Source organism: Clostridium punense (assembly GCF_017874425.1).
GTDB lineage: Bacteria > Bacillota > Clostridia > Clostridiales > Clostridiaceae > Clostridium_J > Clostridium_J punense.
On record NZ_JAGGLL010000005.1, the window covers coordinates 1 to 21,579 of the forward strand.

Sequence of the window (21,579 nt, forward strand, 5' to 3'; positions counted from 1 at the left end):
AACTCCTCCACATTTTGGAGCTGGCAATAGGAATCGAACCTACAACCTGCTGATTACAAGTCAGCTGCTCTACCGTTGAGCCATGCCAGCATATTATTTAGTTTTATTTTTTAGGTTTAATGGTGGTCGCAACAGGGATCGAACCTGTGACCCTCTGCTTGTAAGGCAGATGCTCTCCCAGCTGAGCTATGCGACCTTATGTGGTGGAGGAGGACGGATTCGAACCATCGAAACGAAACGTAACAGATTTACAGTCTGCCCCCTTTGGCCACTCGGGAACTCCTCCACATTTTGGAGCTGGCAATAGGAATCGAACCTACAACCTGCTGATTACAAGTCAGCTGCTCTACCGTTGAGCCATGCCAGCATATTCTACTTGTCAAAATTGGCCTCAACTTTGACAAGGATTAGTATACAATTTAATTAGAATTTTATCAAACTGAAATTCAGACTTTATAGCAGTTTATCTTACCCTATCTCACCCTTCTTTTGAAATACTCTGTATTTCTCCTTGAGACACTTTTTTTAACTCTTTATATTTTCTACAGTATTCATATCTATATACTTGGAGAATATTTCCTTTATTTCGCTTACCTGCTTACTACTCATTCTTTGTTCTAGTATTTCTAAAGCTCTTCTTACTCCTATCTTTTGATTTTTGTAGGATAAATATTCTTGAAATTTTTGAAAGTCTTCTTTAGTAAGTTTTTTAGATAAGGACAGAATTTTTGCTTTCTCTTCTAATGAAAGATATGAAACTAAATCCTCTATTGGTACTTTAATAACTTGATTCCTTTTTCTCTGCTCTATATTGTAAGCATCAAACTCACCTTTTATTTCATCTACATTTTCCATTTGAGATAATTCCTCCATTGAATCCCTTATCATATCAATGGATTTTCTTTTTCTATAATCATGAAAGTTTATTTCATCCTCTGAGTCCTCATTAGGGTTGCTTATGGTATAACTTGAAACCGATTGATCTTCCTTTTCATTGTTTCCCTTGATTTCTTTATCTTCTATAGTCTTTCCATTCATCTGTACTTCACCTTGTTGTTTTTTAACTACAGTAATATTATGATTAATGTTTTTATTAGGTACATTGTAGTTAGTCATTATATAAATACAAATTACACTATATGTAACTACGATTAAAGAGTAAAAAATCCTTTTCAAAATACCACTTCCTTTAAGTGAACTCTATACTATTCATCACTAACATCCTTCTTATCATCTATTAATTATGTACCCAAAATTAATTTTTATTCTTTCTATTTTTATATTCTTAGATTTCTAGTGTTTTTAAAATAATAATTGCATATATATCCTCATATAAATAAATTAGGGGGTGTGTGTTCAGTGAGTAAGATTAAAACGCATTATAAGGAACCTTTAGGATACTATAACTTAGCTCATTTTATTAAGGATCATCTAGATGATAATACTATCATAGTGTGTATAGGGACTGATAGATGTATTGGTGATTGCTTAGGTCCACTAGTTGGAACTTATTTGAAAGAAAGGTTTTTTCCACTTCCTGTGTATGGAACTATTTCCGAACCTATACATGCTTTAAATCTTGAAGCAAGATTAGCTGAGATTAAACTTGCTCACCCTAACTGCAAAATTATTGGTATAGATGCTTGCTTAGGTCCTTTCTCAAGCATTGGTGAAATTCAAGTTAGAAATTATCCTATAAATCCTGGAAAGGGTGTTGGTAAGATTCTTCCTCCAGTAGGAGATATATCAATAATTGGAATAGTTGACTCTAGTGATGATGATGAACCCTTTACCACTAGAAACATTAGACTAAATTTAATTGTACAATTGTCAAAGGTTATAACTCACAGTTTAATGCACGCCTATTACTTAAGCTTCCAGCATAAAGAAGTTTCTGCTATTGAGGAGGCGAAATAAATTGTGTATAAAATACGAAAGATATAGATCTATTCACATTGTTAAAATTTAAAAAGCAATATAGCCTAGGGCTATATTGCTTTTATTTAGTCTATTAAGGATACATGTTGACTGCTAAATGAATCATCAAGCTTGTCAATATAGTCTAGAACCTTTCCAGTTCCTAGAGCAACACATGAAACAGAGTCCTCTGCTACATATACGGGTACTTTTGTTACTTCTTGAATTAACTTATCTAGTCCATCTAGTAAAGCGCCTCCTCCAGTCATAACAATACCTTTATCTGCAATGTCAGATGCTAACTCTGGTGGGGTTTTTTCTAAAACAGAATGAGTACATTCAGCAATAGCATAAACTGCTTCCTTTAATGCTTCTCTCATTTCACTCGAATTTACCAGTATATTCTTGGGAAGGCCAGTAATAAGGTCTCTTCCTCTTATTTCCATACTCACTTCTTCTTCCTTAGGGTATGCACATCCAATATTAATTTTTAAATCTTCAGCTGTTCTTTCACCTATCATAAGCTTATGTTTTTTTCTAATATAACGTATAATTGCCTCATCAAACTTGTCTCCTGCAACTTTAATGGATTCTCTAACAACCATTCCTCCTAAAGAAATAACTGCTATATCAGTAGTTCCTCCACCAATATCAATAACCATATTTCCGCTAGCTTTTGTTATATCTAAACCTGCGCCTATAGCTGCTGCTAGGGGCTCTTCTATTAGGTGAACCTTCTTTGCACCTGCATTCCTAGCTGCATCCTCTACTGCTCTTCTTTCAACTTCTGTTGCCTCACAAGGAACGCAAACCACAACCCTTGGTGCTGACATCTTTCTTTTTCCGCATGCCTTTTTAATAAAATGCTCAAGCATTTTTTCTGTAACATCATAATCTGAAATTACACCATCTCTTAGCGGACGAATTGCAACAATATTACCAGGTGTTCTTCCTATCATTTTTCTAGCTTCTTCACCTACTGCTAACACCTTATTAGCATTTTTGTCAATAGCTACAACTGACGGTTCCTTTAAAATTACACCCTTTCCTTTAATATACACCAGTACTGTGGCAGTACCTAGGTCAATACCCATATCTGTACCCATTCCAAAAAAAAACATCTTAAATTTCACTCCTGCTCTTCCCTATATTTGTATTATAATAATCTAAATTTCGCTATTTTTTGCCTTAATTACTATTATAATACTAAATATTTTATCCTTCAATCGTTTTATACTTCATTTTTGTAGCTTTTCCACCTCTAATGTGTCTCTCTGCTTTATTTAAATTTAAGATAGTTTTTGCTTCTTCAGCTACTTGAGGATTTATTTTAGGTAATCTCTCAGTCATATCCTTGTGTATTGTACTTTTACTAACTCCAAAAACTGATGCTGTTTTTCTTATAGTAGCTTGTGATTCAATAATGTATCTAGCGACCTCCAGTACTCTATCTTCGATGTAATCTTTCAAAGTGTTACCTCCTTAACCCTTCTATATTTATAAATATGCTGAAAACTAATGTTAAATTACTTTCTATTAGTCATTTTCCGATATAATCGGAAAATGACTAAATTAATTTTTGAAAAATATGTTACTTACTTTTTGTAGCTAACATATGCAGCTGGATCTACATTTTTACCATCTTTAAGAACTTCGAAATGAAGGTATGTACCATACTCTTCGTAAGATAGATTTGTTGTGTTTCCAACTTTACCAATTTCTTGAGAAGCTTTTACTTTGTCACCTTTTTTTACTGACAATTTTTCATCTAAATTAGCATATCTAGTAACTAACCCATTTTGATGGTCAATTTCTACAAATACACCTTCAGTTGTACGATCTACATTTTTTACAACACCTTCAGCAACTGCAACTACAGCAGCTCCTTTTTCAGCTTTTATATCCATAGCTGGGTGAGTTTTGTGATCATTAGTAGTTTTAAATTTAACTGGATCCTCAGAATAAGCTCTTCCTAAAGAACCTTTAACTGGATTAACAAAACTTTTATTTCCCGTATTAGAAACTGCTTGAGTTTTGTTTTGAACTTGTACATTTGGTACTGGTTTTATATCTTCTTTCACTTGAAGAGCACCTTGAGGATCTTTCGGCTCAACTACTGTACCCTTTTGTTCTTGTGTTGTGTTATTTATTGCTGTATCTTTATTTCCTCCAGCAGTAACTGCTGCTACAGTTGCTACAGCACATAAACATACAAAGAGTATTACGTAAAAGCCCTCCTTCTTAATAAACTGTTTAAACTTATTAAATTTATTGTTCATAAAAACACCTCCACCTGTATTCTGGACTCATATATGGAAATTAATACATAAAAAAGAAACTTTTTTTATTTTTTTATAACAAAAAAAGTCTGAAGAAATTTCTATTTCCTCAGACTCCTTTACTACAGTCATATACTTAAACTTTTTATTTATTTACTGTTTTAATTTCAACACCACTATAGTAGTGTTTTAGTATATCTTTATAGTCCTTTCCAGCTTTAGCCATTACATTAGCTCCCCACTGGCTCATACCAACTCCATGACCACTGCCTATGCAATTAATTACTACATCTTTATCTAGAATTTCTATCTTAAAATTCGCAGACTTCAAGTTAAATAAAACTCTAAAAGTCTTTCCAGGTATAGTTATATTTCCAAGTTTTATTTCTTTTACACTACCGCCTTCTGTTTTGCTACTTATTTTAATTTGACTTTTAAGCTTTCCTGTACTAACACCTGCATCCTTATATTGATTATTAATAGTATTTACAAATTTAGAAATTGGTATGGTTACACTACTTTTATAACTTGGAGATATCTCTTCACCCGGACTATCTACACTTTTTAAGTAGGGTAGCGCATTAACAAAAACTTCCTCTACATTCTCTGTTTTCCCACCGCTGGTAGAAAAATAATAAGCTCCCTTTGCGAGTTCATTATTATAAGTTAATACCATTCCTTTAGTTGAGTTTACTGCCTCTTCAATTTTAGCCCAGTTCTTCTCTCCGCTTACTCCCCAAGCTTTAAGCCTCGCCTCTTTAGTCATATAAACTTGGCAATGTACTGTATCACACAAATCCGCCCCTTTTGCATTCTCATGATTCCCGCTGCCAAGGGCTTTTGTATGAGCTAAAGTATATGTTCTTGCAGCTATTGCTTGTGACTTTAAAGCCTCCATTTCAAAGGTTACCGGCATCTCACTGCTTATAACGCCTTTAATATATTCCTCTAAAGGTAATTCAACAGCTCGCCCTTCCTTTGTTAGATATACACTTACAGTATCTACTGTTAAACTAAATTCCTTTTGAACTTCATTTCCCTGATTATTTGATGCTTCTTGAACATTACTATCCTGTACCTTGCTTTCTACATTTTCTATGTTATCACTTTTAGAGTTAGAACTTGTCTCATTTTTTCCCAAAATCAAATATACAGATATAAATAAAAAACCAATGGCTAAGACAAAATACTTAAGTACATTTAAAATTGGCTTTAGGGACTTATATATATCACTTCCACGGTTTACTCTATTATTTGTTTTATAGTAACTCATCTCTTTTCCATCCTTTCTTAACGCATATTAAATATGTATTAAGAGTAGGTTGTTAATATTACTATTAATATTATTTTTTTACTTCTAAATTTTCTATGTATGGAATATGTTTGAAATATAAGTTTACTATATATGTATTTTTCTATAGGTAACCTTAGCACGGGTTTACTATAGAGTTTTATGGAAAAATCTCAACTTGTTCAGCATTAATTTTATGTTCAAAAAGCCTTAAGGTAACCAGGATAGGGCTTATGTGTAAGCTTAGTTTTAGCGCTAATTCCCTATATGTAGCTTTAAACTTATTTACTTATATAACTAAAGGCATAATTTATCCTTATGGACAATTATGCCTTTTTAGCAATATCAATTCAGCAGCTTATACTCTTTCCATATCAGCTCCTAAAGCTTTTAATTTTTTCTCAATAGAAACATAACCTCTATCTATATGATATACATCATTAATAACTGTTTCCCCTTTTGCACATAACCCCGCCAAAATTAAAGCTGCTCCGGCCCTTAAATCTGTTGCTTTTACTTCAGCTCCAGTAAAATCTTGAACTCCCTCGATTATAGCACTTCTTCCATCTATTTTAATATTGCCACCCATTCTAGTAAGTTCTCCAACTTGCATAAATCTGTTTTCAAAGATAGTTTCAGTTATTATGCTTGTACCGTTAACTTTAGCTAACAAACTCATCATTTGAGATTGCATATCTGTTGGAAATCCTGGATAAGGCATAGTTATGATGTCTGTAGGATTTAGCTTATTTCTTCCATCAACAAACATGCTATCATTGTTTATGTCAATTTTTACTCCCATTTCCCTAAGCTTAGCAATAACAGGTTTTAAATACTTTTCATTTACTCCTCTTAGAGTAATGGCACTATTAGTTATAGCTGCTGCTATCATAAAAGTTCCTGCTTCAATTCTATCAAAAATAGGCTCATATTCTACTCCTTCAAGCTTTTCTACTCCTGTTATGGTAATGGTATCAGTTCCTTCACCTTGAATATTTCCACCTAACTTTCTCAAAAAAATGGCTAAATCAATGATTTCTGGTTCCTTAGCTGCGTTTTCAATAATTGTTACTCCCTTAGCTAAAGTAGCCGCCATCATAATATTTTCAGTTGCTCCAACAGAAGGAAAATCTAGATATATATCAGCTCCTGTCAATTTATCAGCATATGCCTCCACATATCCATGTCCTACTTTTATTTTAGCCCCAAGTGCAGCTAATCCTTTAAGATGTAAGTCTATAGGCCTTGATCCTATATTGCAACCTCCTGGCAGAGAAATTTTAAATCTTCCAAACCTAGCCAGCATTGCACCCATTACTAAAAATGAAGCCCTCATCTTCCTTACTAAATCATCACTGACATTTAAATCACTTAAATTGCTTGTGTCAACCTCTACTATATTATTAATCTTATCTATATTAACCTTAGCAAGAAGTGTCTTTAAAACATCACATAATACAAATACATCCTCAAGCATTGGGGAATTTTTAATAACACATTTTCCCCCACTTAAAATTGTTGCCGCAAGTATTGGCAATACAGAGTTTTTTGCTGAACTTATGTTCACTTCTCCACTTAGTTTTTTACCACCCTTTATAATAAATTTACTCATTTTCATCCTCCAATTATCATGCTATCTTTAATAATCTAAAGTTATTTCTGGTGTACCCATTACTAAATAGCATCCTGAGGAATACTTAACCACTGCACAATGAAAATCTACATCTACAGCTCCAACTTTTTTAGAACTATACAAATTAGTATTACAAATAATGCTGTAACCATTATACAACTTAGCCCTATTAATATTTTTAACCTTGCCCTGTTCAAGTGTATCCATGACATAATTATTAATTTCATCTAAGTTGTTACTTAAGATTTTACCTTTTATACATTGTGAGTAAGTTATCCTGCTATTTATGTGGGATAAAATCTCTGAAAGTTTACTTTTTAGTTCCTTTGTTTTATTTTCTTTATCTTTTTTTATAATAGTTATTGTAAAAATATTTTCATTATTATAAGCTGTTGAAGTTATAGTTCCTCTATAATCTTCACTTAGAAATACAATATTATTAAATTCCCCTTCATTAGTTTTAGTATATTCCATTTCTCCTAAAATGGTACTTACTCTATTTAATATTATATCGCAAGTATCAAACCCTTGAGAATTAGCTTTAAAGGTGGCTGTAACTGAATATTCCGTTACTTCTATATTTTTATTAGATAAGAGTTTTTCGAACATATCAACTTGCCCTTTGGCATAAAGAAAATTAGCATTAAATGTTAATATTGCTAAAGTTATAATTAATACTTTTACTGTTTTAAACTTAAATTTCATATTAATCCCCCCCTATGCTTAAAGTATTAACAAGCACAGGGGATTTTATTCCATATTTTAACATTTCTGTTCAGGAATAAAATTCTACTTCCTAGTATTATAGTAGCTTATTATATTTTATGATACTCTATAGCTTTCCCTACTATTAATATATAGGATTCCTTGAAAAGTGTTACTTCCTATTATACTTTGTGGAGTACTCTAAGAAATACTCCTTTAAGTCCACGTTCTTACTTAAGATATGCTGGGGTTCATATATTAAATTCCACACTCTAGATTCTCCAGGATTAAGTGAACCAAACTCATCTTCAGTTAAGTTAAAGGTTGCTGAAGCAATAACTTCATTATGCTTCTTCAAATCCACCTTAGCCTCTATATCATGTACTGTATAGCTATACCCATTCCTAATAAATACAGATACTACTAAGGCACCATCCTGTCTAAACTTTGCAGAGAATCCATTGAAGCTGATATTATCTTTTTCTGGATTTCCTAACTTATTTAAATGGCTTTGTAATTCCTTCTTAGTTTCCTCGGATACCTCTTCTTCTTTTACCTTTGGACCAAAGGAATATTTTTGAGGAACTAAGTTATCTTTAACAGTACTTTCATTATTTATAACGCTATTGTTATTATCACTTTGTAAGCCCTTTTTATTTTCATTTACTCTTCCACATGCTGTAAGCAAAAAACATATAATTACTAAAACTATCCTTTTTTTCATATCCATTCTCCTAATTATATTAATTTATAAAATATATGAACTCGATGAAATTGAAAATTCTTTGAAATACTTTTCTTTATTCTATACATATATTATATTATTTATTACTTTTCCTTACCATAAACAAAAAATAATAAAAAAAGCAGATATCTAAGTATCTGCTTTTTTTAGGTATTATTATTTTATAGTCTTTAATCTTGATAAAGCTCTTAAAAGTGATAGTTTCGCCCTTAAGGCATCTAGATCCTTAGTTTTTTCACTTAGTCTTTCCTCAGCACGTTGTTTTGCACTTTCGGCTCTTTCCTTATCTATTTCTTCTGGCCATTCTGCTGAATTGCAAAGTAGAATTGCCTTGTTATTATTTACCTTAAACACACCATCTGATGTAAATGCAGTATATTGTTTTCCATTTACATCTTGAAAAGTTGTCACTGTAGGCACTAAAGTAGCTATCATAGGTGCATGATTTGGAAGAATTCCAAAATGCCCTTCATTGCCTTCACAATTTAAGGATACTACTTCTCCTATGAATAACTCTCTATCTGGCGTAATTATTGTAAGATGAAATTTATTTTCCATAGTTTTTCACTTCCATTCCAATAATTATGAGCCTTATTACCTATTCACCCATTGTTTTTGCTCTTTCGATAACATCATCAATAGTACCCGCAAATAAGAAGGCTGCTTCTGGCACATCATCATGTTTGCCTTCAAGAATTTCTCTGAAACCTCTGATAGTTTCCTTTACAGGTACATATTTTCCCTTATAACCTGTGAATTGTTCTCCTACAGTAAATGGTTGAGATAAGAATCTTTGTACTCTTCTTGCTCTACCAACAATAAGCTTATCTTCTTCTGAAAGCTCATCTACTCCTAATATAGCAATAATATCTTGAAGCTCTTTATATCTTTCTAAAATATGCTTAACTTTAGCTGCTACCTCATAGTGCTCTTCACCAACAATTCTAGGGTCTAAAACTCTTGATGAAGACTCTAGAGGATCTACTGCTGGATATATACCAAGTTCAACAATAGCTCTAGATAGAACTGTTGTTGCATCTAGGTGCGTAAATGTAGTAGCTGGTGCTGGGTCAGTTAAGTCATCCGCTGGTACATATACTGCTTGAACTGAAGTAATTGATCCATTTTTAGTAGATGTTATTCTCTCTTGTAAAGCTCCCATTTCAGTAGCAAGAGTTGGTTGATAACCAACAGCACTTGGTATTCTTCCTAGAAGTGCTGAAACTTCTGAACCAGCCTGAGTAAATCTAAATATATTGTCTATAAATAAAAGCACATCTTGACCTTTATCTCTAAAATATTCTGCCATAGTAAGCCCTGTTAAAGCTACTCTCATTCTCGCTCCTGGTGGTTCATTCATTTGTCCAAAAACTAAGGCTGTCTTTTCAATAACTCCTGACTCCATCATTTCATTGTAAAGGTCGTTACCTTCCCTTGTTCTTTCTCCAACTCCTGTAAATACAGAAAGTCCTCCATGTTCACGAGCAATGTTGTTAATTAACTCCTGAATTAGTACAGTTTTTCCAACCCCTGCACCACCAAATAGTCCTATTTTTCCACCACGTTGATATGGAGCAATTAAATCTATAACCTTTATTCCAGTTTCAAACATTTCTGGTTCCACAGATTGTTCTTCAAATGTTGGTGCTGGCCTATGAATTGTATAATATTCTTCTGATTCAATTGGCCCTTTTTCATCCATAGTATGCCCCAATACATTGAACAATCTTCCTAGAACTTGTTTTCCAACAGGTACTTGTACTGGCTTACCAGTATCTATCGCATTAACGCCTCTTTTTAATCCTTCTGTGCTTTCCATAGCTATTGCTCTAACTATATCATCACCTATATGTTGTTCAACTTCTGCAATTATAACTTTGCCATCCATTTTTATTTCTATAGCATTGTAAATATTAGGAAGTGAATCTGTATCAAATTTTATATCTATTACCGGTCCTATTATTTGAACTACTTTTCCAATATGTTGTGACATTTTAACCCTCCAAATTATTTAGTGCCTTTTATGCCACTATTTTTGTGCTTGAGCACCGCCCACTATTTCTGATATCTCCTGTGTAATAGCACTTTGTCTAATTCTATTATAGCTTAAATTTAGTCTATCAATTAGTTCATCTGCATTCTTAGTGGCACCTTCCATAGCTTCCATTCTATAGCTTTGTTCAGATACCTTTGCATTAACCATTGCATTTAAAATTAGAGAATTTAAATATGGTGCTATTAACTTATCTAGAAACTCTTCTTTATCTCCTTCAATATCAAAGTTACTCTCGTATCCGTTACTTGAAGCCTGTGAAACTAAAGGTAATAATTGTACTGCAGTTGGACTTTTCCTCAATTGATTTACAAACTTCGTATAAATCAAATGCACTTCTCCAACCTCATTATTTAAGAATAACTTCATACCATGTCTACATATTATACTAGACTCTTTAACTGTTGGTACATCAGGAATTTGAATATATTCTGCTACAGTTTCATATTTATATCTCTTAAGTATAGATCTTCCCCTTTGCCCCACCATCATTAAGATGGAATTGTCCTTATCCTTACTAATTATTTCATTGGTAGCAGATAATATGCTGCCGTTATAAGAACCACAAAGTCCCATGTCAGAAGTTATAACTATGTATAACTTTTTAGCACTATTATTACCTTTTATAAATATACTCTCACTTGATAATGAAGGAACTACTTCATCTACAATTTCCTTATATGCTTTGAAGTAGTTATTGTTTTCATTTAACCTTGCTCTAGCTTTCTTTAGTTTAGATGTGGCAACCAGACCCATGGCCTTTGTAATTTTCTTAGTATTCTGTACCGTTTTAATTCTTCTTTTAATATTAACTAATCCCGTTGCTGCCATGTTTCCCACCTCCTGCAAAACATAGTAGCTTAACTAAGTTCTGCTAAAAATATCTTTTTGTACTCATCTATAGCTTCATTTAGTTTTGATTTTATTTCGTCATCCAATGATTTTTTCTCGTTTATGGACTTTGTTATTTCTCTGTAATGAGTGTCTATATACTCTAAGAAGCTCTTTTCAAAACTTTTTATTTTATTAACTGGTATATCCATTAAGAAGTTATTTACTCCCGCATAAAGGATTACAATTTGTTTTTCTACATCCATTGGCACATATTGATCTTGTTTTAATATTTCTATTAATCTTTTTCCTTTTTCAAGTCTCTTAACAGTTTCTTTATCTAAATCTGAACCAAACTGCGAAAAGTTGGCAAGCTCTCTATATTGTGCAAGCTCTAATCTTAAAGTAGCTGCAACTTGCTTCATCGCCTTTGTTTGAGCACTTCCACCAACCCTTGAAACTGATATACCCGCATTAACTGCTGGTCTTTGGCCTGAGTAGAAAAGTTCTGCCTCTAGGAAAATCTGACCATCTGTAATGGAAATAACATTTGTTGGTATATAAGCCGTAACGTCTCCTGCCAAGGTTTCAATAATAGGAAGAGCAGTAAGTGATCCTCCTCCAAGTTTCTCTGAAAGCTTAGCAGCTCTTTCAAGCAATCTAGAATGTAGATAGAATACGTCTCCAGGATAAGCTTCCCTTCCTGGTGGTCTTTTAAGAAGTAATGACATAGCTCTATACGCAACTGCATGTTTAGATAAATCATCATAAACTATTAAAACATCTTTTCCTTGATGCATAAAATACTCACCCATACTACAACCTGCAAAAGGTGCTAAGTACTGTAGTGGTGCAGATTGAGATGCTGTAGCTGCTACTACTATTGTATAGTCCATAGCACCCATTTCTCCTAGAGTATTTACAATATGGGCTACTGTAGATTGTTTTTGTCCTATAGCAACATAGATACAAATTACATCCTTGCCCTTTTGATTTAAGATAGCATCAATTGCTAAAGCTGTTTTACCTGTTTGTCTATCACCTATGATAAGTTCTCTTTGTCCTTTTCCTATTGGAATCATAGAGTCAATAGCTTTAATACCTGTTTGTAGTGGTTCCTTAACAGATTGTCTTTCGATAACTCCTGGGGCTTCTACTTCTACAGGACTATATTTTTCTGTCATTATAGGCCCTTTTCCGTCTACGGGTTGACCAAGGGAATCTACAACTCTACCAATAAGCTCATCGCCTACTGGAACCTCAACAACTCTGCCTGTTCTTTTAACAATGTCTCCTTCTCTTATGCCTTCTTCAGATCCTAGCAAAACACAACCAACATTGTCTTGTTCTAAGTTTAAAGCCATACCATAAACATCATTAGGGAACTCTAAGAGTTCTCCTTCTAAACATTCATCCAAACCATAAACTCTTGCTATTCCATCTCCAATTTGAATAATTGTTCCTGAATCTATAGTGTTTATATGATTTTCATATCTTTCAAGTTCTTTTTTTATAATAGATGTTATTTCACCTGGTTTAATGTGCATGATTTCACCTCTACTCCTATAACTTGTGCACAAACTTGCTAGGACATTGTTCTTCTAATGGTTTTTAGCTTTCCTTTAACTGTTCCATCAGTAATGTCATCGCCAATTCTTACGTAAACTCCGCCAATTAAGTTTTTATCTATTTTTTCAATAATTACAATTTTTCTTCTATAGAAATTTTCCAAGCAGTTTTTTAACTTTTCTCTTTGCTCTGAATTTAAAGGAACTACAGTCTTAACCTCTGCGTTTAATATCTTATTGAATGCTTCAGGACCTCTAAATACCTCGTTAGATTTTCCTAAAAATTCTGTATCCTCACTACCCTCAGTGTTAGTAAGTTCCTGAAAAAGATCTCCTTCAAACACATCATTTCCTATTATAACTTTAACTCCTCCTACAATTGAAGCATCAATGACTTGTTTTACAACTATTGCTCTATTGTAAAACTTTCCAAGATTAATTCTTAATCTATCTGTTTGCTCCTGAGAAAGAAGTGCGGAAGTTATAACCTCTGCTACAAGATCTTTGTTTAACTCATCAAAGTTATATCTAGATCTTTGATTATTTTCAACTAAGTCCTTCATTTCCTTCAACTTATTCTTAACTGATCCATCTATAACATCACTGCCTACCATGACAATAATACCACCAATAATAGATTTATCCACTTCTTCCTCAAGAATAACTTCTTTTCTATAAGTCTTTTCTAGTTTTTCCTGAAGCGCTTCCTTTTGTGAAGGAGTAAGTGCTACTACTGTTTTTACCTTAGCTAATACTTTATTTGATCTTTCTAGATGAATTAATTTAAATTGATTATATTTTTCCTTTAGATAAAGTATCCTCTCTTTTTCAATAAGCAAAAGAAGAAAATTAAGCATTTCTGCAGAAACTTTTCCCTCGAAGATTTCCCTGAAAATTCTCTTCTTAGCCACTTTGCTTATTTGAGGATGCTTTGTAATTTTCATAAGGCCTTCATTGTTAGCCATTTCATCAACTATAGCTTCAAACTCTTCTAAAACCTGTTCTATGTTGCCTTTCTCACTACAAGCATCATAAAGAGCAAGTGCATATCTTCTATCTAAAAACTCATACATAGCTTAACTACCCACCTTAGTGATAAAATCATCAATTAACCTCTTATGCTCTTCCTCATTTATTTCCTTCTCTAGAGCCTTTTCAGCAAATTTCATTGATAAGTTAATTATTTCTGATTTTATTTCTTTTTCAGCTTTTTGTTTTTCTCTTTCTGCATCCACCACAGCTCTTTCACGGATAAGTGTAGCTTCCTTACTTGCATCTTCTATAGTTTCTGAATAAATTTTATCTGCTTTAGTTTTGTAAGCTTCAACAAGCTTTACTCCCTCTTCTTTATATTTTTTTATATTAACTTCATGTTCATTTTTAATCTGTTGGGCTCTTTCCTCTTCAGCCCTGGCTTTTCTAAATGCTTCTTCAACTTCTTCTTTTCTTCCATTGATTACTCCAAGGGTTTTGTTGAACACAAATTTCTTAAGTATAAAATAAAATATAAAAAAGTTAATGGTTGATGCAATTATTATACTTCCATGTATCTCCATTATATAAAATCCTGGCTTAAAGCACCTTTATACTACTCCCTAAACCAGGATTTACACCTACCCTTCTAAAAAAATTTAATACCTTTCAATTAAAACTTATTAGCCTTTTACGCCCATAAGAATTAATAATAATCCTAGTAAGAAACCATAAATTGCTGTTGCTTCTGATAATGCTCCCCCGATGATTAATGCTGTCATTATTTTACCGCTGGCATCAGGTTGTTTTGCAATGCTTTCTACTGCTTTAGCTGTAGCATTTCCTGTTCCAATTCCTCCACCAATAACTGCTAGAGCTGCTATACCTGCTCCAATTGCTGACATTCCTGCTATAAAAGCTGCTGATTCCATAATAAAAATCCTCCTTAAATTTCATCAAAATATATTACTTATACTGTTTTTCATTGTACCTTTAGTACTTTTTACTATAATCGTTTTAGTATGGTTATCTATTCAAATAAGAGTTTTTAAAAATATATTTTTATAATCCTTACTTAAAATAGAAACTAGTTAATTATCTGAGATTTTAATGTTCAGAAATTATTTTAATATTAATCATGGTTAACATAACAAAGATAACCATTTGTATTGTTCCATCAAATACATCGAAGTAAAAGTGGAAGGGTACCGGAATACCTAGCGTTGTAATAAAGCTAATTCCATGCAATGCTCCATAAAGTAATTCCATAATAATTGTTGCTGCAAAAATATTTCCAAACAATCTGAGACTAAGTGATATAGGTAACATAATTCTTTCCATTATATTTATTGGAAGCAAAATTGCCACCGGTGACGCATATCCCTTAAAGTAACCCCAAAGACCAAGCTTTTTAATGGTATATCCTTGAATTATTAAGAATGTGGTAAGAGATAACCCTAAAGTTACACTAAAGTCTGAAGTAGGCGGTTTAATCCCAAAGAGACCAACCATATTTAAAATAAATAAATAAATTCCCAATGAACCAATGTAAGGAACAAAACTCCTCTTACCTTCGCCCATATTCTCATCTACGGTTTTGGTTATAAATTCTATAAGTATTTCCACTATACTTTGAACCTTACCTGGAATCCTTTTTATATTGTTACTATAAATTATAGATAGTATTAATGCTATTAATATTACCACCCATTGAATTATAAGACTATCTGTTATATAAATTGGAAATCCAAATAAATTCAAAACATATCTTGGCAATACTTCTTCCATATGATCACTTCCTTTCATCAGATTTTAGATTTAATCCATAGAGTACAATAGCTAATAATTGTGAAGTATACCCTATTATGTATATTATGAAGTTTAAATCACTTTTAGAAATAATTATAACTCCAACTCCACATACAAGAAGGATTCTAAATAGAGTGCTAAGTAGTCTAAGTATATTTTTTCCTGGTACGTATCCAATTAACAAATTATTCGTTACAAAAGAGTTCATACTTAAGTTAATATATGAAAAAAGCATACCCAAAAGGAAGAATATTGTCGAACTTCCAAGAAATAAGTAACCCACACTAATAAATACCACACTTATAATCAAATCATATGCAGCCACTTTTTTTAAAAGCACCTTATTTAATTCATTCACCTTTGCTCTCCTTTGATTTAAAACTAATTAATATTATATAATTATAAATAACTATTTAAAAACCCTTAAAACAGGGAAATTCCTCTATATTTCTGACCAGTTTTTACTTATATCAATTTAATCCTCATTTAATCTGAATACCATCGTTTATCATCATTTATCTGTATCCTTAGATAATTCCAATAATAATTATTCAATTTTTAATTCATTATAATTAAAAAATTGTTATTTTTAACTTTTTATGAATAATATTATTGAATTTTATTCATAAAAACTAGTTTATTAGTGAATATTTTTCGTATAAAGACTTATTACTAATTATTTTATTCCTTTTTGTGAATATTTTATTAATTGTTGAGTAAAACTATTATGTTAATTGCAATTTTAGCAATGATTACATTCATTATTTCTTCTATTTAACAACGTTTACAGTAAAATAATACGCATATTATCTAATTTATAGCTATTTTTAGTAGAGTTGCCTTATAATATTCTGTATATTTTTCGTTGATTCCATTATTGTGTTACTCATTATAAGAAAAAAGCTAACAAGTATCCTTCACTTCATACTTGTTAGCTTTTGACATAAGCTAGTTATTTATTCGCTTTTTTAAACATATTGAACTTCCACGCAATCATAAATATAATTAATACAACAGATGCAAATAAGAAATATGCTTTCTTACTGCTTAGCTGCATTGCAATTACAGCTAGTGCTCCTAGTATAGCACCTATTAAATACATAATTAGAACTGCTTGCCTTTGAGTTAGCCCCAAATCCAATAATCTATGGTGGAGATGCCCCTTATCCCCCTCCATGATAGGCTTGCCATTAATTTTTCTTCTTATCATAGCAAATAAAGTATCATAGATAGGTAATCCTAAAGCTAATAGTGGCACCGCTATAACTAAGGATGTAGCAGATTTTATAGACCCATCAACGGAGATCGCTGCAAGTAAAAATCCTAACAACTGAGATCCTGTATCTCCCATAAAAATACTAGCTGGATTAAAGTTATGAGGAAGAAATCCTAAGATAGCCCCTCCTAGTATTGTAGTAAATAATATAGTATCGTGCCTTCCATTTATTATAGCAACTACCATCATAGTAATAGAAGCAATAAATGCAATGCCAGCAGCAAGTCCATCTAAACCATCAATAAGATTAAAGGCATTTGTAATTCCAATAACCCAAATGATTGTGATGGGTATGCTAAAATACCCTAGATTAATATAAGGAAATACCGTAGCAAAAGGATTAGTTACTAATCTAATAGTTAGCCCTGAAACAATTAAGCAAAGAGCAGCAGCAAGCTGAAATGCTAATTTATACTTAGGTCTTATAGTCTTAATATCATCGATAATTCCACCAACAACTATTATGGTAGCTCCAGATAACAATCCAAATTCAGTTGCACCAAGATTATTAAAGTTAATAAGCACACCGATTAGAAATCCAATATAAATTGCAAACCCACCCATTCTTGGTATAGGCTGGCTATGTATTCGTCTTTCATCTTTAGGAATATCTATTGCATTTAACTTAATAGCTAACTTTCTTACCCAAGGTGTAGCTAAATAAGTTAATACCGAAATAAATATAAATAAAATTAATTTAATCATAAAATACCTTCCTAAACACTATTAATATTAATTTAGTAGCTGCTATCCCCTGATAAGGATTCATCATTTTCTATCCAATAATCCACATCTACAATTCTAAATTCATTTTTTGTATCTCTTATTATTACTTTTGAAATTCCAGAATTAATTATGAATCTCTTGCATAAAGAGCAAGGTGATGCATTTTCAACAAAATCTCCTGTAGAAACTTCTTTTCCTACTAAATATAAAGTGGCTCCAATCATGTCCTGTCTTCTTGCTGATATAACTGCATTTTGTTCAGCATGAACGGATCTGCAAAGTTCATACCTAGTACCTCTTGGCACTTTTAGTTCCTCACGTTTGCAAATTCCTAAATCAGTACAATTAACTCGTCCCCTTGGTGCACCTGAATATCCTGTAGATATAATTTCGTCATTCTTTACTATTATAGCCGCAAAGTTCCTTCTTATGCAAGTTCCTCTTTCTAATATAGTCTCACATATATCTAAATAGTAATTGTGTTTATCTATTCTATCCATTATCCACACCTCTTTTACTTGCAATTATATATATTTTATAACATAACTATAGAATTTAAAAGAAAAAGTTTGTTACATTTTGAAAAATCGCCGATTATTTCACAAACTTTTGTAAACTAATCCCATTATATGTAATATTAAATGTTTAATAAATTGATTAGTCATTATAAATTATTACAAAATTTGTGATTAACATAAGTTACAATTATACTAGGCATTTTCAAAAAAATAAACAAGTCAGTATAGTTTTCTATTTTGGCTTGTTATTTACTTCCAAATGCATTATTTGCATAAAGGTCCTTATCTGTTTTTCTTTGCTTAACTAATCACAAAATATAGAGCTTATGGTAGAATATGAATAACTATTATTAATAAAAAGGTGATTATTATGAAAAACTTAATTCAACCATTAAAAAAATGCATACTTTTTAAAGGACTTAATGAGGATGAAATAGAAACTCTTATAAATAGCACTAAATTCTATCTCCATGATAATTGTTTAAACTGTGTCAATTGTAAAACTTGCATTCTAGCCCTAGAAGGGGATGACTGTACGTCTATAGGAATAGTTATTCAAGGAACTGTAGAAATTCAAAAACATTATCCTAATGGTAAAATTGTTTCCTTAAGCTCTTTAACTGAGGGAAATATTTTTGGAGAGGCTATAGTTTTTTCTTCTCATCATAAGTATCCAGCTACCATAGTAACCATGAGAAATTCAAGAATTATGCACATTTCTAGGGAGGATATCATACACATGTGTAGTGAAAACCCTCAAGTGCTAAAAAATTTCATGGAACTTCTATCTTCAAAAATACTAAATCTAAATAAAAAAGTTACAGAGCTCTCTCTAGAAACTCTGCGTCAAAAGATTATTTTTTATTTGCTTCAACTATATAAGGAACAAAAAACCTTAAGGCTTAGACTTCCAATTTCAAAAAAAAGTTTAGCAGAATATTTAGGAGTACAAAGACCCTCTCTATCTAGAGAGCTGATTAATATGAAGAATGAAGGGCTCATAAGTGTGGAAAAGGACTTGGTTCACGTATTAGATCTTGAAACTCTTCAAGATTATATTAATATATACTAACCTGCCCATCTCTTCTATAAGGTACTATAGTAAAAATGTAACTAAAAAAACATTGTCGAAATTTAAATGAATAATTTTTATAAAAAATAATTATTTTCTATTGATAATTATTATCCAATGTTATATAATAAATTCATCGGGTAAGACGAAATAAATTACCAACATAGTAAAATTAAACTAAATTAATATATTTAAGGTTTTTAAGGAGGAATATTTATTATGAAAAAATTTGTATGTACAATTTGTGGTTATATTCATGAGGGAGATGCGGCTCCAGAGGTATGTCCAGTATGTAAGGCTCCAGCATCAAAATTTGTAGAAAAAAATGAAGATTCATTATCATGGGCAGATGAACATAGAATAGGCGTTGCAAAAGACGTAGATCAAGAAGTTATAGAAGGATTAAGAGCAAACTTCGTTGGAGAGTGCACAGAAGTTGGAATGTACTTAGCTATGAGCCGTCAAGCAGACAGAGAAGGATTCCCAGAAGTTGCTGAAGCTTATAAAAGAATTGCTTTTGAAGAAGCAGAGCATGCTGCTAAATTCGCTGAATTATTAGGTGAAGTTGTAGTTGCTGATACAAAAACAAACCTACAAATGAGAGTAGATGCTGAGCATGGCGCTTGCCAAGGAAAGAAAGACTTAGCTACACTTGCTAAAAAATTAAACTTAGATGCAATCCATGACACAGTTCATGAAATGTGCAAAGACGAGGCAAGACACGGTGCAGCATTTAACGGTTTATTACAAAGATATTTCGGTAACAAATAAATTTAAATAAACAACCTATCCCAAAAACAAAATACTACCTCTATAATTTAAACAGTAAAAAGCTATAGGACTGAAGTCCTATAGCTTTTTAACTTAGCGCAAATTCACTGAGAAGAACTTATTTTTGTACATAGTAAAAGTTTTGAATAAATTTTATGAACTTTTTATAGCTTAATTCAGTTTAATTATTATATTTAGTTTTTAAACAGTAAATTTATTATACTCTAAAAAACTATTCTCTTCAAAATAGTATTGTATCTTATATAATTACAGAATAATATATATCAATACCTTCTTAAGAAAGGAGGGTTTTCTTTGAATGAAGATCAATTAATAAAAGAAGCTCAAAATGGTAATAAAAGTGCTTTAAATACCCTAATTTTAAATAACTATCCCATACTAAAGGGATATGTAATCAAGCTTACAGGAAACTTAGATGAAGCTTCTGATGTTATTAATGACACAGTAGTAAAAATATGTGTAAATATAAATAAGTATAAGCCTACAGGCAAATTTTCTACTTGGATTATAGCTATAGCTACCAATGTGTATAGGGATAGCCTTAAAAAGAGAAAGAGATTTGTATCAATAGAGGGTTATGATGAGGCTTCCCCAACTCTCATTGAAGATGAAGTTTTAACTAAAATGAACTATGAGGAAGTTATGCACATCCTCAAAGAATTACCCTATGAAAAAAGAACTGTTTTTATTCTAAAACATTATTATAACTACAAATATGAAGAGATAGCCACCATACTAAATTGTCCCATAGGAACAGTTCGCTCCAGGCTTCATAATTGCATTAAAGATATATTAAAGAAACTTGAAGGAGGTAAATAACTTGAAAAAGAAGAAAAAAAATAACACAGCAAGAAAAACTTCTATTGAAAATAATGTAATAGATAAATACTATAACGAAGACTATAATAATGAAATTCTAGAAGAAAACCTTGAAGAATCATTGGAATTTGAAAAAAGGCTTCATGTGATGGAAGATAAGTTAGAGATTAAAGAAGATAACCTTGATTTAGAAGTGAATATCTTAGAAAACATTGTGAAAGCTGAGAAAATTGTCTTAAGAAAGAAAGAACGCTCTGAAATTTTCTACTTTCTAATTTCTTCCATTCTATTATTTGCATTAATAACAATTACTTCAATAATAAATCCAAACTTTGTTAAAGTATATTTATTTATAGCTGTAGCCTCGCCTATTGCTTTGCTTCCTATAGCTTTTAAATCTATAAAAGGGCGTGGTAGTTATGAATAGTACCTTAAAATATTTCCTCATTTTCATTTTAATAGTTGCATTATTGATTCAAGGAACTTGGGTATTTAAGGATGCACGAAAGAAAAACATTCGCTATTATTGGTTTTGGGGATTAATATGCCTACTCAATATTCCTACTAATTTGA

The 21,579-nt window shown here is 31.7% G+C and carries 24 protein-coding genes and 4 tRNA genes; 5 read left to right on the forward strand and 23 right to left on the reverse strand.

The annotated features are described in order from the left end of the window. Window positions 1-15: 15 nt before the first annotated feature. The 5 genes from J2Z44_RS04165 to J2Z44_RS04185 form a co-directional block, all read right to left on the reverse strand. Window positions 16-90 (reverse strand) — tRNA-Thr (locus tag J2Z44_RS04165). Between the two features lie 30 nt (window positions 91-120). Further along, window positions 121-196, reverse strand: a tRNA-Val gene (locus J2Z44_RS04170). Between the two features lie 5 nt (window positions 197-201). Continuing rightward, window positions 202-286, reverse strand: a tRNA-Tyr gene (locus tag J2Z44_RS04175). A 6-nt stretch (window positions 287-292) separates the two neighbouring features. Then, window positions 293-367, reverse strand: a tRNA-Thr gene (locus J2Z44_RS04180). 158 nt (window positions 368-525) lie between these two features. Beyond that, window positions 526-1,176, reverse strand: a complete 651-nt coding sequence (locus tag J2Z44_RS04185; protein ID WP_021282200.1) for a hypothetical protein — start codon at window positions 1,174-1,176, stop codon at window positions 526-528. A 183-nt stretch (window positions 1,177-1,359) separates the two neighbouring features. On the opposite strand from J2Z44_RS04185, the gene yyaC reads away from it, so the two are divergent. Continuing rightward, window positions 1,360-1,917, forward strand: coding sequence for a spore protease YyaC (gene yyaC, locus J2Z44_RS04190; protein WP_021282201.1), 558 nt, complete (start codon window positions 1,360-1,362; stop codon window positions 1,915-1,917). 86 nt (window positions 1,918-2,003) lie between these two features. On the opposite strand, the gene mreB is transcribed toward yyaC, so the two are convergent. The 18 genes from mreB to J2Z44_RS04280 form a co-directional block, all read right to left on the reverse strand. Then, complete coding sequence (gene mreB, locus J2Z44_RS04195) at window positions 2,004-3,038, reverse strand: rod shape-determining protein (protein ID WP_021282202.1); 1,035 nt, start codon at window positions 3,036-3,038, stop codon at window positions 2,004-2,006. Window positions 3,039-3,132: 94 nt separating this feature from the next. Beyond that, entirely contained in the window at window positions 3,133-3,387 is a 255-nt protein-coding gene (gene spoIIID, locus J2Z44_RS04200; RefSeq protein WP_017413501.1) for a sporulation transcriptional regulator SpoIIID, read from the reverse strand. A gap of 125 nt (window positions 3,388-3,512) precedes the next feature. Next, window positions 3,513-4,196, reverse strand: a complete 684-nt coding sequence (locus J2Z44_RS04205) for a M23 family metallopeptidase (protein WP_021282203.1) — start codon at window positions 4,194-4,196, stop codon at window positions 3,513-3,515. A 145-nt stretch (window positions 4,197-4,341) separates the two neighbouring features. After that, window positions 4,342-5,469 carry a stage II sporulation protein D gene (gene spoIID, locus J2Z44_RS04210; protein ID WP_021282204.1) on the reverse strand — a complete coding sequence of 376 codons (1,128 nt, stop codon included), beginning with the start codon at window positions 5,467-5,469 and terminating at the stop codon, window positions 4,342-4,344. Window positions 5,470-5,845: 376 nt separating this feature from the next. Continuing rightward, on the reverse strand, window positions 5,846-7,099 hold the full coding sequence (gene murA, locus J2Z44_RS04215) for a UDP-N-acetylglucosamine 1-carboxyvinyltransferase (RefSeq protein WP_021282205.1): 1,254 nt from the start codon (window positions 7,097-7,099) through the stop codon (window positions 5,846-5,848). Between the two features lie 27 nt (window positions 7,100-7,126). Continuing rightward, window positions 7,127-7,825: a hypothetical protein gene (locus tag J2Z44_RS04220; RefSeq protein ID WP_021282206.1), complete on the reverse strand. Its 699-nt coding sequence runs from the start codon at window positions 7,823-7,825 to the stop codon at window positions 7,127-7,129. Between the two features lie 172 nt (window positions 7,826-7,997). After that, window positions 7,998-8,549, reverse strand: a complete 552-nt coding sequence (locus J2Z44_RS04225; RefSeq protein WP_021282207.1) for an SLAP domain-containing protein — start codon at window positions 8,547-8,549, stop codon at window positions 7,998-8,000. Window positions 8,550-8,726: 177 nt separating this feature from the next. Further along, entirely contained in the window at window positions 8,727-9,128 is a 402-nt protein-coding gene (locus J2Z44_RS04230) for a F0F1 ATP synthase subunit epsilon (protein ID WP_021282208.1), read from the reverse strand. Between the two features lie 40 nt (window positions 9,129-9,168). Further along, window positions 9,169-10,563 carry a F0F1 ATP synthase subunit beta gene (gene atpD / locus J2Z44_RS04235; protein ID WP_021282209.1) on the reverse strand — a complete coding sequence of 465 codons (1,395 nt, stop codon included), beginning with the start codon at window positions 10,561-10,563 and terminating at the stop codon, window positions 9,169-9,171. A 36-nt stretch (window positions 10,564-10,599) separates the two neighbouring features. After that, window positions 10,600-11,454 carry an ATP synthase F1 subunit gamma gene (gene atpG, locus J2Z44_RS04240; RefSeq protein WP_021282210.1) on the reverse strand — a complete coding sequence of 285 codons (855 nt, stop codon included), beginning with the start codon at window positions 11,452-11,454 and terminating at the stop codon, window positions 10,600-10,602. 29 nt (window positions 11,455-11,483) lie between these two features. Beyond that, entirely contained in the window at window positions 11,484-13,001 is a 1,518-nt protein-coding gene (atpA, locus tag J2Z44_RS04245) for a F0F1 ATP synthase subunit alpha (RefSeq protein WP_021282211.1), read from the reverse strand. Between the two features lie 38 nt (window positions 13,002-13,039). Further along, window positions 13,040-14,095, reverse strand: coding sequence for a F0F1 ATP synthase subunit delta (locus tag J2Z44_RS04250; RefSeq protein WP_209649364.1), 1,056 nt, complete (start codon window positions 14,093-14,095; stop codon window positions 13,040-13,042). Window positions 14,096-14,098: 3 nt separating this feature from the next. Beyond that, window positions 14,099-14,578, reverse strand: coding sequence for a F0F1 ATP synthase subunit B (locus J2Z44_RS04255; RefSeq protein ID WP_021282214.1), 480 nt, complete (start codon window positions 14,576-14,578; stop codon window positions 14,099-14,101). Window positions 14,579-14,677: 99 nt separating this feature from the next. After that, entirely contained in the window at window positions 14,678-14,926 is a 249-nt protein-coding gene (gene atpE, locus J2Z44_RS04260; protein ID WP_021282215.1) for an ATP synthase F0 subunit C, read from the reverse strand. A 175-nt stretch (window positions 14,927-15,101) separates the two neighbouring features. Then, on the reverse strand, window positions 15,102-15,782 hold the full coding sequence (locus J2Z44_RS04265) for a F0F1 ATP synthase subunit A (protein ID WP_021282216.1): 681 nt from the start codon (window positions 15,780-15,782) through the stop codon (window positions 15,102-15,104). Between the two features lie 4 nt (window positions 15,783-15,786). Continuing rightward, complete coding sequence (locus tag J2Z44_RS04270) at window positions 15,787-16,161, reverse strand: hypothetical protein (protein WP_021282217.1); 375 nt, start codon at window positions 16,159-16,161, stop codon at window positions 15,787-15,789. Between the two features lie 594 nt (window positions 16,162-16,755). Next, the gene (locus J2Z44_RS04275) at window positions 16,756-17,784 is read right to left on the reverse strand and encodes a glycosyltransferase family 4 protein (RefSeq protein WP_021282218.1); all 1,029 of its coding nucleotides are present in this window, start codon (window positions 17,782-17,784) and stop codon (window positions 16,756-16,758) included. Between the two features lie 32 nt (window positions 17,785-17,816). Further along, window positions 17,817-18,305, reverse strand: coding sequence for a deoxycytidylate deaminase (locus J2Z44_RS04280; RefSeq protein WP_021282219.1), 489 nt, complete (start codon window positions 18,303-18,305; stop codon window positions 17,817-17,819). A 388-nt stretch (window positions 18,306-18,693) separates the two neighbouring features. Here J2Z44_RS04280 and J2Z44_RS04285 point away from each other — a divergent pair, with 388 nt between their 5' ends. The 4 genes from J2Z44_RS04285 to J2Z44_RS04300 all read left to right on the forward strand — a co-directional run bounded on the left by J2Z44_RS04285 (window position 18,694) and on the right by J2Z44_RS04300 (window position 21,433). Next, window positions 18,694-19,395, forward strand: coding sequence for a Crp/Fnr family transcriptional regulator (locus tag J2Z44_RS04285; RefSeq protein WP_021282220.1), 702 nt, complete (start codon window positions 18,694-18,696; stop codon window positions 19,393-19,395). Between the two features lie 219 nt (window positions 19,396-19,614). After that, window positions 19,615-20,166 carry an NADH peroxidase gene (locus tag J2Z44_RS04290; protein ID WP_021282221.1) on the forward strand — a complete coding sequence of 184 codons (552 nt, stop codon included), beginning with the start codon at window positions 19,615-19,617 and terminating at the stop codon, window positions 20,164-20,166. A gap of 315 nt (window positions 20,167-20,481) precedes the next feature. Continuing rightward, the gene (sigY, locus tag J2Z44_RS04295) at window positions 20,482-21,006 is read left to right on the forward strand and encodes an RNA polymerase sigma factor SigY (RefSeq protein ID WP_021282222.1); all 525 of its coding nucleotides are present in this window, start codon (window positions 20,482-20,484) and stop codon (window positions 21,004-21,006) included. Between the two features lies 1 nt (window position 21,007). Continuing rightward, window positions 21,008-21,433, forward strand: a complete 426-nt coding sequence (locus J2Z44_RS04300) for a hypothetical protein (protein ID WP_021282223.1) — start codon at window positions 21,008-21,010, stop codon at window positions 21,431-21,433. Window positions 21,434-21,579: the final 146 nt, after the last annotated feature.